Origin of the sequence: Methanomethylovorans sp., assembly GCF_050177135.1 — an archaeon.
Taxonomy (GTDB): domain Archaea; phylum Halobacteriota; class Methanosarcinia; order Methanosarcinales; family Methanosarcinaceae; genus Methanomethylovorans.
The window spans coordinates 1-12,388 of record NZ_JBFXHJ010000067.1; the positions used below are offsets into that span (position 1 = coordinate 1).

13 protein-coding genes and 1 rRNA gene are annotated in these 12,388 nt (G+C 43.4%); 6 read left to right on the forward strand and 8 right to left on the reverse strand.

Translation table 11 applies throughout. The annotated features are described in order from the left end of the window. The 4 genes from AB7U21_RS06870 to AB7U21_RS06885 form a co-directional block, all read right to left on the reverse strand. Nucleotides 1–260: nascent polypeptide-associated complex protein (locus AB7U21_RS06870; protein WP_428387893.1), on the reverse strand; the 260-nt coding region annotated here is incomplete at its 3' end. 45 nt (nt 261–305) lie between these two features. Then, nucleotides 306–629 (reverse strand): HesB/IscA family protein, encoded by a 324-nt coding sequence (locus AB7U21_RS06875; RefSeq protein ID WP_292352770.1) that lies wholly within the window; start codon nt 627–629, stop codon nt 306–308. 113 nt (nt 630–742) lie between these two features. After that, complete coding sequence (locus AB7U21_RS06880; RefSeq protein WP_428387895.1) at nt 743–1,828, reverse strand: hypothetical protein; 1,086 nt, start codon at nt 1,826–1,828, stop codon at nt 743–745. A gap of 58 nt (nt 1,829–1,886) precedes the next feature. Continuing rightward, entirely contained in the window at nt 1,887–2,651 is a 765-nt protein-coding gene (locus AB7U21_RS06885) for an RAD55 family ATPase (protein ID WP_333787991.1), read from the reverse strand. 108 nt (nt 2,652–2,759) lie between these two features. Between AB7U21_RS06885 and hisI the strand changes: the two genes are divergently transcribed. Both hisI and AB7U21_RS06895 read left to right on the forward strand, forming a co-directional pair. Further along, nucleotides 2,760–3,122 (forward strand): phosphoribosyl-AMP cyclohydrolase, encoded by a 363-nt coding sequence (hisI, locus tag AB7U21_RS06890; RefSeq protein ID WP_333787990.1) that lies wholly within the window; start codon nt 2,760–2,762, stop codon nt 3,120–3,122. A gap of 46 nt (nt 3,123–3,168) precedes the next feature. Next, nucleotides 3,169–5,007 (forward strand): PINc/VapC family ATPase, encoded by a 1,839-nt coding sequence (locus tag AB7U21_RS06895; protein ID WP_428387898.1) that lies wholly within the window; start codon nt 3,169–3,171, stop codon nt 5,005–5,007. A gap of 22 nt (nt 5,008–5,029) precedes the next feature. Here the strand turns inward: AB7U21_RS06895 and AB7U21_RS06900 are convergent, their stop codons facing one another. Next, nucleotides 5,030–5,869 carry a winged helix-turn-helix domain-containing protein gene (locus AB7U21_RS06900; RefSeq protein WP_428387900.1) on the reverse strand — a complete coding sequence of 280 codons (840 nt, stop codon included), beginning with the start codon at nt 5,867–5,869 and terminating at the stop codon, nt 5,030–5,032. A 58-nt stretch (nt 5,870–5,927) separates the two neighbouring features. Here AB7U21_RS06900 and AB7U21_RS06905 point away from each other — a divergent pair, with 58 nt between their 5' ends. The 4 genes from AB7U21_RS06905 (at nt 5,928) to AB7U21_RS06920 (ending at nt 9,900) form a co-directional block, all read left to right on the forward strand. Beyond that, complete coding sequence (locus AB7U21_RS06905; RefSeq protein WP_428387902.1) at nt 5,928–6,167, forward strand: MTH865 family protein; 240 nt, start codon at nt 5,928–5,930, stop codon at nt 6,165–6,167. 164 nt (nt 6,168–6,331) lie between these two features. Continuing rightward, nucleotides 6,332–7,204, forward strand: a complete 873-nt coding sequence (locus AB7U21_RS06910) for a methylenetetrahydrofolate reductase (protein WP_428387904.1) — start codon at nt 6,332–6,334, stop codon at nt 7,202–7,204. A 12-nt stretch (nt 7,205–7,216) separates the two neighbouring features. Beyond that, the gene (gene cofE / locus AB7U21_RS06915; protein WP_428387906.1) at nt 7,217–8,017 is read left to right on the forward strand and encodes a coenzyme F420-0:L-glutamate ligase; all 801 of its coding nucleotides are present in this window, start codon (nt 7,217–7,219) and stop codon (nt 8,015–8,017) included. Between the two features lie 206 nt (nt 8,018–8,223). Beyond that, a complete protein-coding gene (locus AB7U21_RS06920) occupies nt 8,224–9,900 on the forward strand; it encodes an alkaline phosphatase (RefSeq protein WP_333787984.1) in 1,677 nt (558 codons plus the stop codon). A gap of 291 nt (nt 9,901–10,191) precedes the next feature. Here the strand turns inward: AB7U21_RS06920 and AB7U21_RS06925 are convergent, their stop codons facing one another. The 3 genes from AB7U21_RS06925 to rrf all read right to left on the reverse strand — a co-directional run. Further along, nucleotides 10,192–10,368 carry an MM0924 family protein gene (locus tag AB7U21_RS06925; RefSeq protein WP_292352780.1) on the reverse strand — a complete coding sequence of 59 codons (177 nt, stop codon included), beginning with the start codon at nt 10,366–10,368 and terminating at the stop codon, nt 10,192–10,194. A gap of 304 nt (nt 10,369–10,672) precedes the next feature. After that, nucleotides 10,673–12,097 (reverse strand): dihydrolipoyl dehydrogenase, encoded by a 1,425-nt coding sequence (locus tag AB7U21_RS06930; protein ID WP_333787983.1) that lies wholly within the window; start codon nt 12,095–12,097, stop codon nt 10,673–10,675. Between the two features lie 193 nt (nt 12,098–12,290). Then, nucleotides 12,291–12,388: ribosomal RNA gene (rrf, locus tag AB7U21_RS06935) — 5S ribosomal RNA — on the reverse strand; the annotation flags it as partial.

Genomic DNA, 12,388 nt, shown 5'->3' on the forward strand with positions numbered 1-12,388 from the left:
TCGGCCACAAGCCTCACATCATCATCCGGGATCTCCAGCTTACGTGGTACTTTTTCCGGCGTGCCTACAACCTGGTAGGTATCAGCTCCCTGAGCATTCATAACTGTAACATTGGCATCATTGAAAACGATATCCACATCCGGTGTCCGGATGATCACCTGCTCTACATTGGGTATCTCATCGATGCTGATCCCCATCTGCTTCATCATCTGTTTCATTTTGGCAGGGTTCATCCCTCTACCGCCTACGCCCGGAAACATGTGACCACCTCAATAAACCTCAGTAATGATCAAAATAGAAAGAAATTAGTGGCATCCGCCGCCACATGGACCGCAGCCGCCAGCTGTCTTTGGATTGTCAATGATAAATCCGCTGCCGTTAGGGCCATCAACGAAATCTATAGTTGCCCCGGACAGGCCATCTGCATCGTTCTTGTTCAGAACTATCTTGATACCCTGACTGTCCACAGTAACATCATCTTCCCCAAATTCATTATCAAGGGACATACCGTATTGCACACCACAGCAGCTCATGCCTGCAACGAACACTCTAAGGGCATGGTCTGTCTTATTCTCAGATTCAAGCAGTGACTTGATCTCTGATGCCGCCTTTACTGTTATCTCTACCATGTCTTTCACTCTTCATTGATCTAATTACTATCAGTACCTAGGGACTAAACAGTTATACCTTTATATGTAGTTTTGGTATAAAAAGATATTCGTATGATTACGAACATTTATGACTACATAAATTCCACATCGTCATCTACAGGATGAGTGAGGACTTCGCCGGTATGTGCATTCAGTTCCACGGAGTTCCGAGGGCCTTTGACCTCCCATATGGGCACATAGACCATATCTACCATCAGATTAATATCTTCGACAGCGGGCTTGAACCTTTTGTGCTCCGAAATTATAGCTTCACCCTTAGTATCATCAAAACGCAGGTCTTTTGTATGCTCATCTATCAGCATATTGAGAATTGAATCCTTGGCCTGTGTATGGGTTATGATCTGACTCTTAAGCTCGTAGTCGTTATCCGGAAGTTCCAGTACATCTCTTACCTCACTGATAGCAATGTTACTGATGCTGCCGTTCAATGCATTGAGATAACCCACACCCTCACCGGAAATATCGATGATCTTGGACCTATATTTCTTTTCGACCTTAAGAGAATAAGAATATCTCCAGAAGGGGACGAGTTTAAGGACAAGAGCCTGCACAGTTTGCACATGTGGCTTACCCAGTGCTGCAGCCCGGTCCCTGGTAAGCTTCAGAGAAGCAGCCTGAAGTTCCAGATGCACGGGATCAATGGCATGTTCAGTAACGATAACTTGAGCAAAAGGAGATGCAGATATTGCAGAATGATGAGAAGGAGCAGCACTTTCCCTGGCTGACACAACTGTTCCCCTGAAAACTTCAGATAAAGGTCGAGTTTCAGATGTTTCACTTAAACAAGAATGAACATTAGAATATGCTGAAGGTGCCCTTACGAGTTCAAGCCCACTTGCAGTTCCTTCAATATCTGCAAGCACGGCTCTTCCAATGTGCATAGCTACTTCATCCCTATTCCAGATTATAAGCCCAAGGTCTTCTCCATAGAGTTTGACATCCGGATCTACATCCGTAGTAGAAACATAAAGGCCGATACCTTCCAGCACCTGGTCAGCAAAGAATTTAAGATCAGACATATCCGGATCTGAGCCGAATTTGATCACAGTTTTATAACCGTCTTTCTCGGCAACGAGATCATATCTGGAAGACTCATTAACGCTGTAACCCGCTGATCTGAAAACATCCCTCAAGATACGCAAAAGCTCTTGCTTCATAATTTATCATTGGAATAAGGACAGATGTACTGAAATATGTTTCTATGGGCACTGCACATCACAGTACCCTTGTTGTTGTTTCAAGCTCTACGCCTTTATTGGTAATGACATAAGAAATGGTCCTGTTGGGTACGATCATACCCCGCATTTTTCTAAGAAGGATGGAATGTTCTACTTCGCTTCCACGCTCTTTCATCCTGAACTCTATGACACCATCACATATATGCTTCATATTGTTCTCAACGATGGGTTCATGCATGCCACTTGTCATTAAAAGCAGATGGACAGCACCAGTTGCCTTACCCATAGAGGAGATGATCTCTATGACATTTAATACGTTATTGAGCTCATAGGAACGCAGGAAATAAGAGATAGAGTCTACTACACCCCTGTACTTATTGGTACGAGCCTCCGTCGCTGTGCCCTTGAGCAGGTTAAGAGAATCAGTTCCCCTTTTGAGAAAATCCTTTGCTGATAGATCAGAGACCAGCTGCTTTGGAAGCACATTGTAAAAACGTGGGGAATAAGCATCTATGAAATCGAATTTTTCTTCTTCCAGATGTTTTCTTATATCCCAGTTAAAATAATCCATGCCTGACATTACCTCTGATATAGGATGTTCAGACGAAAAATAAAAGACATTTTCATGATTTAAAAGTCCTCCATATGCAAACTGATGTGCAAAGACCTCCATGCCTGCTCCGGGTTCTGCAAGGAGCAGGATAGTTGTTCCTGGCGGAACGCCGCCGCCTAACTGTACATCGAGACCTGCCACACCAGTGGGAACTCGATAACCTCCGGAGCCATCAAAACTGTAATCCATTAACTCTCACCCATGAGCGATAGATGCAAATATGTTAGTGCAAACTGAGATACTATCTGATCAGAGATATAATATATGAATATTAATATAAAAAGTTGGTGGAAAGAAATGATCGACCTTAACGACCTGAAATATGAGAATGGTCTGGTTCAGGCCATTGCACAGGATGCTGAAACAAAAGAAGTACTTATGTGCGCCTATATGAACAAAGAAGCCTTGCAAAAGACAATTGAAACAGGATATGCACACTACTGGAGCCGCAGCCGCCAGAAACTCTGGAAGAAAGGAGAAAGTTCAAACCACCTGCAAAAAGTATTGGAAATGCGCATTGACTGTGACATGGATGCTATCCTGATGCTTATAGTGCAAGAAGGAGGGGCATGTCACACCGGATACAGATCATGTTTCTATCGTACAATAGAAGGTGAGGTAGTAGGAGATAAAGTGTTCGAACCGGATGAAGTATACTAGCCGGCCTGCAATTGAATTATATAGAGATGATTAGTAATATCTTCTTATGAAGAGAGAGGGTCAAAGCATAACCCGTATTGCCAGTGATACGAGTGCTATAATTGATGGTGCTATATCTTCGCGGGTAAAGAGCGGTGAGTATGCAGGAATTCAGGTGATCGTTCCTGAAGCAGTGGTTGCAGAACTCGAAGCTCAGGCTAACCGCGGTCTTGAGATAGGCTTTAAAGGATTGGAAGAACTACAAGAGCTACGCAAACTTGCGACTCAGGGGACCATAGAGCTTGTTTTTGCCGGCAGGCGGCCAAATCTTGATGAAGTGAAACTTGCCGGCGGCGGAGAGATAGATGCGCTAATAAGAGAAACTGCTCAGGAAAATAATGCTATGTTCGTGACTGCTGACAGAGTGCAGTCACAGGTTGCAATAGCAAAAGGATTAGATGTTGATTTTATAGTCCCTCGCTTTATTGAGTATGGCCCTCTTAGGATCGAACAGTTCTTCACAGAAGACACTATGTCAGTACATCTGAAAAATGGAGTATCCCCCATGGCTAAAAGGGGAAGTGTAGCTGCCGTGGAGTTCGTATGTATCCGGGAAGAACCATGCACTTATGGAGAGCTTAAATACATTTCAAGGGAACTCATAGAGCGGGCGCGCAGCGATCCTGCTTCCTTCATGGAACTGGACTTCAATGGAGCATCAGTGCTGCAGATAGGCAATATGCGAATAGCTATTGCCAATCCGCCATTCTCGGACGAAGTGGAGATCACTGCTGTCCGGCCGGTAGCAAAAGTGTCCCTTGATAAATACCGTCTGAGCGCAGTGCTTAAAGAGCGCATTAAAGAACAACGGGGAATCCTCATAGCTGGCCCTCCGGGAGCCGGAAAATCCACATTTGCTGCGGGAATTGCAGTATACTTGCATGAGCTTGGATATGTAGTTAAGACCATGGAAGCTCCGCGGGATCTCCAGGTGCCAAAAGAGATCACACAATATGCTCCTCTGGATGGCAGTATGGAAAAAACGGCGGATATCCTCCTGCTGGTCAGGCCTGACTATACGATATATGATGAAGTGAGAAAGACCAGTGATTTTCATGTCTTTGCCGATATGAGACTGGCGGGCGTGGGCATGATAGGTGTCATACATGCCAACAGAGCCGTGGACGCCATACAAAGACTCATTGGCCGGGTGGAGCTGGGAGTCATACCCCAGGTAGTGGATACGGTAATCTTCATCGATAAAGGTGAGATCTCTAAAGTACAGGTATTGGAATTCACCGTGAAGGTCCCGTCCGGAATGACCGAAGCTGATCTGGCAAGGCCTGTGATCATAGTAACTGATATGGAAAGTGGGAGAACCGAGTATGAGATCTACACTTACGGAGACCAGGTAGTGGTGATGCCTGTTGGCCTTGAAGTTAAGAAGCCTTCCTGGAAGCTCGCAGAGGGAGAAGTGAAAGAAGTAATAGAACGGTATGCTACCGGACCAGTGCAAGTCGAGATGATATCAGATCACAAGGCTTTCGTACAGGTGCTTGAAAATGACCTGCCGAGAGTCATTGGAAAAGGTGGGAATGTGATCGATAACATCGAGAACATTCTGGGCATCCACATAGATGTGCGCAAGTTCGAATCCGGAGAAGGAAAAGAAAAGCCTCCTAAGAAGGAGTTCCGGCCCATCATCGAGAAAACTAAAAAACATGTTATATTGAACATTCCCGAACTTGCAGCACAAGATGTTGAAGTCTATGCAGGGGATGAGTTCCTGTTCAGTGCTACCGTGGGTCGTCATGGAGATATCAAAGTAAGAGAGGATTCAACAGTTGCAGAAAGCATCCTTTCAGCGGTAGAGGAAGGGGAACTGGTGACCGTCAGGCCTTTGTGATGAATTTGCCTTTTTTATTTTTTCAGGCATCTTTTAGACTGGAGTAAATGCTTAAAAGAGCTTCCAGAGTAGTATAACCCTTGCGAGTTATCTGGTAATCGGTTCTTTCACTGTGCTGAAGGATCATCTTTGAATCCAGCAATTTCTGTAGATGAAAGAGCAAATTACCACCTCTTAAAGTGGTTATCTGTGAGAGTTCCGAAAAACCCCGTGGGCTGCCTGCAAGGGCTTTAAGGATGAGAAGACGCTGCTTGTTGGCAAGTGGTTCGCAGATGGAATCCACCACTTCGATAGGTATTTCCTCCAATTTATGATCACCTTTCTGTCGTTCGTATATCTGTAATGAACGCATGGCCTCTATCTGGCTGTCATAGAGCCTTGAGACTTCCGTGAAACATTGGCCGCACATAGGCTGGCCGGTGATTTTGCGTAACTGATCAATCTTCTGCCAATATTGGTCTACTATGTCCTTGCTTACACTTTCCTGACTCAGCAAATAAGATGTTTCACTTAGAAGCTCCTCGAATTTCTGCTTACAGCCTCCATACATCTTGCAGTCATGCACCATATGTTGTTCCAGCCTGTCATTGGTATCCTTCCTGATATAATCAATAAGTGCCTTAGAGAAGCTGCTTCTTAACTGTGAGGTGGTTTGCTCCACAATATACCTCCCAGAGCCTTCCAGAAATCTGTTAAAATCACTGCGCATTAAAACGATCTCATTTTTCAGCTCTTCCAGTTCCTTACATTGTCGCAGTGAGTTGTGTATCTTCTCCATAGCAACCTTCCCTGAAGCTACTTGCCATCCATGCACTTGTGCTGATACAAGGTTATTATTCTGTAGTAATCGTATTTTGTACATAATAATGCCGATTAAGTATATAATTATAACTAGCGTATTGGAAGGTGGTGACAAAAAAATGTCAGTGAAAGAAGAAATACACGCACAAATCAGTGGAGCACTTAAGAACGCAAATTTCCCTCTCAAGACGCCTGAGGAACTGCTAGCAGCCTTTCCTGCAGGTGCTGACACCACCTGTCAGTCTGGCAATGTAAAGGTTACAGCAGGTGAAGCAGGAACATTGCTCAAAACAAGCGATTTCCCTTTCACCAGTGCAAAACAGGTGGCAGACGTGATAGTTGAAAGAGCAGGGCTCTGAAAAATTTAGATACAATGATGTGAGGGCTTCCGAATATTAAGCCCTCAAAGGTTTCTTTTAGCGAATCCTAAATTTACTTTAGTTTAAATCCTTATTGCAGCATATGTGAATAAAAAGAATCATTTTCGATGAGTTTAAAAGTAAAAGCCGCATATAGGTGCTCGATGGTAGTCACTTTTCGCGAGAAGCTCCAATCCCATAGATTCATTATCACTACAGAGATCACACCCCCAAAAGGTGTTGAAACTTCGTCTTTCCTATCAGATGCAGAACAATTAAAGCAACATGTAGGTGCTTTCAACGTGACAGATAATCAGCGGGCTGTCATGCGCATGAGCCCTCTGGCCGTTGGAAAGCTGTTAAAGGATGCAGGACATGAGGTCATTTTACAGATCACGTGCAGAGACCGCAACAGACTGGCCCTTCAATCGGACCTGCTTGGGGCATGGGCCTTGGGAATACAGAATATATGCGTAATGACAGGAGACCATACCACCAAAGGGGACCACCCTGATGCAAAGCCTGTATTTGATCTTGATTCGGTACAATTGCTGGAAGTTGTTAGAAAACTGAAAGAAGGATACGATCTGTCTGATAACAGACTGGAACATGCCCCTGATTTTGTAGTGGGCGCCGTCTCCAATACGGATCCCACACAAACTATGCAGCATATCAAACTTCGAAAGAAGGTAAGCATGGGCCTGGACTTTATCCAGACCCAGGCAGTGTATGATGCAGAAGAATTTGCATGCTTTCTGGAAAAGATAAGTGATATTGATGTACCTATTATAGCCGGGGTCATACCGCTTAGATCTGCAAAGATGGCAAGGTTCATGAACACCAGCATTCCAGGAATAAGGATTCCTGATGAACTCATCACCAGAATGGAAAATGCAGAAGAACCTGTGCAAGAAGGAATGAAGATCGCTGTTCAGCTTACCCGTGAGTTGAAAAACATGTGCAGAGGCATACATTTGATGCCTGTTGGACAACACATAGATAGCAAAGAAATATTAAATATGTCAGTATCGAACTAGGAAGAAAATATAATGAGCAATGAACACGAACCTTCGGGCTATAAAGAACCAATGCAGTTGTTAGGCATCAGGACACCCATCATAAGACCTGGTGAAGATATAATTAAGATACTTGTGGAATCCCTAAAAGAACAGGGAACACAATTGCAGAATGGCGATGTGGTCGTGCTGGCAGAATCTGCCGTAGCTACCGCTGAAGGACGTGTGGTACGTTTAACTGACATTGAACTCACTGCAGAAGCTTGTGAACTAGCTCAAAAGTACCAGCTTGACCCCAGAGAGATGCAGCTGATAATAGAGGAATGCGATGAGATATTCGGAGGCGTTCCAGGGGCAGCATTGACCATTACAAGAGGAACGCTTTCACCGAATGCTGGAATAGATAGCTCGAATGCACCTGAAGGATGTGTAGTGCTCCTGCCAAAGGACCCTCAAAAAAGTGCAGCCTCCATAAGAGAAGGACTTGAAAAGGCCTGTTCATGTCATATAGGAGTCATTATAGGTGATAGCCGCACCCAGCCTTTAAGACTTGGATGCGTGGGCATAGCACTTGGAACTTCAGGATTGGAACCCGTAGAAGATGCAAGAGGGTCACTTGATCTATTCGGCAAGGAACTGAAGATAACCCGTAAAGCAGTTGCCGACAATATGGTATCTGCTGCACAACTGATGATGGGAGAAGCAGGAGAGAGTATACCTGCTGTAATTATAAGGGGAGCACCTGTAAAGATGATCGAAGGTTCCATTGACATGCCACTGTTCTCAAGGGAAGAGTGCATGTATTACAGCAATATAAGCAAAAACAGAAAATGATCTCCTCAACAATATGTGGAAATACCATGTCACTGAGTATCATATATTTACACATATAGATGTGCAGCGTGAATTTTTGAAAATAGAGATATATAGACATATAACCAGAACATAGAATACTTTTCCACATATATTCTATTTGTACAAAATTCAAATGCATGGGGCCATTTAATCTCATCCGTGAAACTAATTCACAGGAGAAAAAGATGGCTAGGGAAAAAATCAACCTTTTAATGATACTTGCTATCGTAGGACTGTTACTTATCGGAAGTGCAGCATCTGCGGTATCAGGTAAGGAAACACAAAAGACAGAAGAAAGTACAAAGGAAATACAGGATACTAAATATAATAACAAAAAAATAAAGAATATTATAGTTATGGTCCCGGATGGATGCTCACAAAGTGTCCAGACCATGGCACGCTGGTACAGTGGAGAAGAACTGCAGCTGGACAGTATGGGTGCAGGAATGGTTTCTACTTACATGAGCGATTCACTGATCACAGACTCTGCTTCTGCAGCAACAGCCTTTTCAACAGGATATAAGACTTCTGACGGAGCATTAAGCGTAGGCCCAAACCCAGCAACTCTTTTAAGCATCATAGATCCGACAACTGTGGCTGAACCATATGTTCCTCTTGCAACTGTCCTTGAAGGAGCAAAACTCAAGGGCAAAGCAACCGGACTTGTTGCAACCTCTGAGATCCCACATGCAACACCTGCTGCATTTGCTTCCCACGTGGAATCCAGAAAACTGTATGATGACATAATCGAGCAGATGGTCTATCAGGAAATTGACGTGGTCTTTGCCGGAGGTAAAGATTTCCTCAGCATCAGCCGCCAGGATGGAGAGAACCTCACTAAAGTGCTCATGGACAGAGGATACCAGTTCGTTGAAACAGAAGATGAGATGATGTCCCTTAATTCAGGTAAAACATGGGGGATGTTTGCAGGAACGGCTATGTCACCTGAGATAGACCGTCAGTATACAGCACCTGACCAACCACATATAGCTAACATGACCGGGAAAGCCATTGAACTTCTCTCCAAGGATAAAGACGGATTCTTCCTCATGGTGGAAGGCAGCCAGGTTGACTGGGCAGGACATGCTAACGACCCAATCTATATGGTAACTGATTTCCTTGCTTTTGATGAAGCAGTGGGAGTTGCTGTTGACTTTGCAAAAAAGGATGGAAATACCTTGGTAATTGTCTTCCCTGACCACAATACCGGTGGAATGACACTTGGAAGCAATTATGATCCTTCATACACAAAGACCACAGTGGAAGATCTTGTAGACCCACTAAAGGACATGGAATGTACGTACGCTTATCTTGAAAGCCAGATAGAGGACATGACAGATGCTTCCGAAGTCCATGAGGAAGTATTGAGTTGGATGGGAATCGACCTGGCACAAAATGAGATAGACGAAATTGTCGCAAGTGGTAACTTTGATACTTTGAAAAATATGATCAACAATAAACATACCATTATCGGATGGACAACTGGTGGTCACTGTGGAGAGGATGTGCCTCTGTGGGCGTATGGACCTGGAAACCTTGCAGGGCGTGTGGACAACACCGAGATAGCTACTTACATCGCTGAAGAATTTAGCTTTAGCCTGGACAAGACAAGCGATAAGCTCTTTGTCGATGTGGACGAAGCATTCCCTGACAATTATGTACTGGACAAGACAGATTCCAAGAACCTGGTTCTTAAGATCGGGGCCTATAAGCTGCCGATAAACAAGGATGTACTGATCGACTCCAAAGGAGTTGAACACAAACTTGATGGAATAGTTATCTACTCTCCAAAAGCCAACGATGGCAAGGGAAAAGTGTACATCCCCCAGCAAGCTGTAGACCTGATCAATGGTAAAAAGTAAAGTAAAACGATGAAAAGGGAAATATCCCTTTTCTATCCACATTTTATGTACCTATTTAACATTGCCTGAAAGATATTATTCATACCTCTTGTTGTGAGATCTACAACCAAAGAGGCAAGAAATATCACCTGTCAGCGCGAAGAAAAGGGAAATAGCACATTCAAGAAGAACAGCCTTCCTACCAAGTATCTGTTCTTTGCTAATAGGCCATTCCGCTGGTCATAGACACAAAGCAAAGAACATATCCGAATGAATAGAGAAGAAATAATGTAAAGGATCTAAGAAAGATCCTTACTTGGCCCAGATGGCAATGATCTTATCAATGGCTATGTGGGTGAATCTGGTTTCTTTCTTAAGGGTAAGGACACCATCGGCGCAGGCTTCCACTGTTCCCTGGAAGGTATCTGGCCCGCCACAATATACATCTACATCTTTTTGCAGGTAATGTTCAACTATGAAAGATTGCATTTTTTGCCTCCTTTTAATGAATGGAACTATGCTAAAATGAGCCCATCCCTATATAGGAAAAGGAGATGACTTGATAAAAAGGTGGCGACATGGCTGCGTTTGTAAAATAATGTCAAAATAAGAGTTTAATTGAGCTAATAAAGCAAATTTGCTATACATATGATTTAACACTTTGAAAAACACTGTGCATAGGAGATACCAGAAAGAAAGTAAGTAAAAGATTAATCAAAAAAGAACAAGTATGATTTGTTAGAAGTTTTGTAGCTGACTTAAAAAAGATAGAAGTTAGAATAAACACATCATTTCATTCCAGGTTCAAAGCCTTAAGTATCATATGATATTCATTTGTAGGCATCTTTGAGTAAAAAGCTCTTTTTACGACCTCACTGAGAGAAGGGTGGATGTCCATAGAATACATGATAGGTAAAGCACTCTGATCGGAAGTATACATTGCAGGAATGATCTCATGGATCAGTATTGAGGCATGAGGTCCGATAATATGGGCTCCGAGTATCTTGTCCGTTCCCTTCTCAAGGATAACTTTCACAAACTCATCTTCAAGGTCCATAGCAAGGCCTTTGCCTGTATCCTGGAATCTGTAAAAACCGATGAGTATATTGTCTTCTCCATATTGGGATACAGATTCTTTTTCTGACATTCCCACACTGGCGATCTCAGGTTCTGAGAACACAGCACTGGGCACAGCATGGAAATCCACAGTTGCTTTACGTCCAAGAACGGCATTGTAGTAAACTATGGTGGATTCGTGATTTGCCACATGTTTGAAGAGGTGTTTGCCTGTAGCATCGCCTATTACCCATACATTCTTTTGGGAACTTTCAAGATGTTCATCCACTTTGATCCAGCCCATATTATCTACTTCAATTCCTCCTTTTTCAGGTTTGAGGAGATCTGAATTGGATTCTCTGCCTGTGGCTACAAGAATATCCGATGCAACTATCTGTTTCTCTTCACCTGTTTCTCTGTGCTTCAGAAGAACCTCCTTACCTTCCGGAACCTGCCTGACTTCCAATACTTCATGATCTGTAACTATTTCCATGCGTTCTGACATCATACGCTTTGCAAGTACTGAGATCTCGGGTTCTGCCTGAGGAAGGAAATATGGGTTGCGACCAATGATAGTAACTTTGGAACCCATTGCTGAGAAGAAATGCCCATACTCTGCTGCAATGTAACCACCGCCTATGATAGCCAGGTTTTTTGGCAGTTCAGAGATACGAAGCACATTATCGCTTGTGAGATAATCTGCATCATTAAGCCCTTTGACAGGTGGGATAGATGGTCTTGAACCTGTACATAAGAAGATCATCTTTCCTTTGAGAACTTCTTCTCCTGCTTTCAGAGTGTATGGCCCGATGAACTCGGCAGTGCTTTTATAATAATCGATGCGTGGGTTAGCCCGCAGATTTTCTTCTATGGACCTTATGTCAGAAGAGATCCTGGTGCGCATGCGCTCCATTATCTTGCTGAAATCGATGCTTTTGATCTGAACGTCGATACCGAAATGTTGAGCTTTATGGATCTCAGTTACCAGTTCAGCAGGATATAAAAGGATCTTTGAGGGTATGCAGCCTCTTGTGAGACAGATACCTCCGGGTTCATCCTTATCGATGACTGCAACCTTAATTTCCGGGTTGGCATCCATCATTGGTCCGATATAGTTCATTCCGGAACCCGTGCCAACAATTATCAGATCGTATTCTTTCACTCTGTCACCCCTATACAAAGCAGGATATACTAATGATTGAATTGTATCTGTCTTTATACTATTGGTTATACAACATAAAAAACAGAAACAAAGATTCATTACTGCTGCCGAAGAACATGATCAGATAAAAAGTACAGTATCAACTAGTAGAAAATTAGTATTTGTAAGAATCAGTATTTAGATCATAGAGTGAGCATAGCAGCGATCCGAAGTTCCCAAAGGCTCGCGCACTTAAGTACAGTACGGAACGTGGACAGGCTTATCTGCTGTGTTCGGAATGGGTACAGGAGT

Excerpts from the sequence above, each read along its gene's own strand:
- AB7U21_RS06875 (WP_292352770.1), bottom strand. The coding sequence starts at position 629 with ATGGTAGAGATAACAGTAAAGGCGGCATCAGAGATCAAGTCACTGCTT.
- AB7U21_RS06880 (WP_428387895.1), bottom strand. The coding sequence starts at position 1,828 with ATGAAGCAAGAGCTTTTGCGTATCTTGAGGGATGTTTTCAGATCAGCG.
- AB7U21_RS06885 (WP_333787991.1), bottom strand. The coding sequence starts at position 2,651 with ATGGATTACAGTTTTGATGGCTCCGGAGGTTATCGAGTTCCCACTGGT.
- hisI (WP_333787990.1), top strand. The coding sequence starts at position 2,760 with ATGATCGACCTTAACGACCTGAAATATGAGAATGGTCTGGTTCAGGCC.
- AB7U21_RS06895 (WP_428387898.1), top strand. The coding sequence starts at position 3,169 with ATGAAGAGAGAGGGTCAAAGCATAACCCGTATTGCCAGTGATACGAGT.
- AB7U21_RS06900 (WP_428387900.1), bottom strand. The coding sequence starts at position 5,869 with ATGTACAAAATACGATTACTACAGAATAATAACCTTGTATCAGCACAA.
- AB7U21_RS06905 (WP_428387902.1), top strand. The coding sequence starts at position 5,928 with ATGTCAGTGAAAGAAGAAATACACGCACAAATCAGTGGAGCACTTAAG.
- AB7U21_RS06910 (WP_428387904.1), top strand. The coding sequence starts at position 6,332 with ATGGTAGTCACTTTTCGCGAGAAGCTCCAATCCCATAGATTCATTATC.
- cofE (WP_428387906.1), top strand. The coding sequence starts at position 7,217 with ATGAGCAATGAACACGAACCTTCGGGCTATAAAGAACCAATGCAGTTG.
- AB7U21_RS06920 (WP_333787984.1), top strand. The coding sequence starts at position 8,224 with ATGGCTAGGGAAAAAATCAACCTTTTAATGATACTTGCTATCGTAGGA.
- AB7U21_RS06925 (WP_292352780.1), bottom strand. The coding sequence starts at position 10,368 with ATGCAATCTTTCATAGTTGAACATTACCTGCAAAAAGATGTAGATGTA.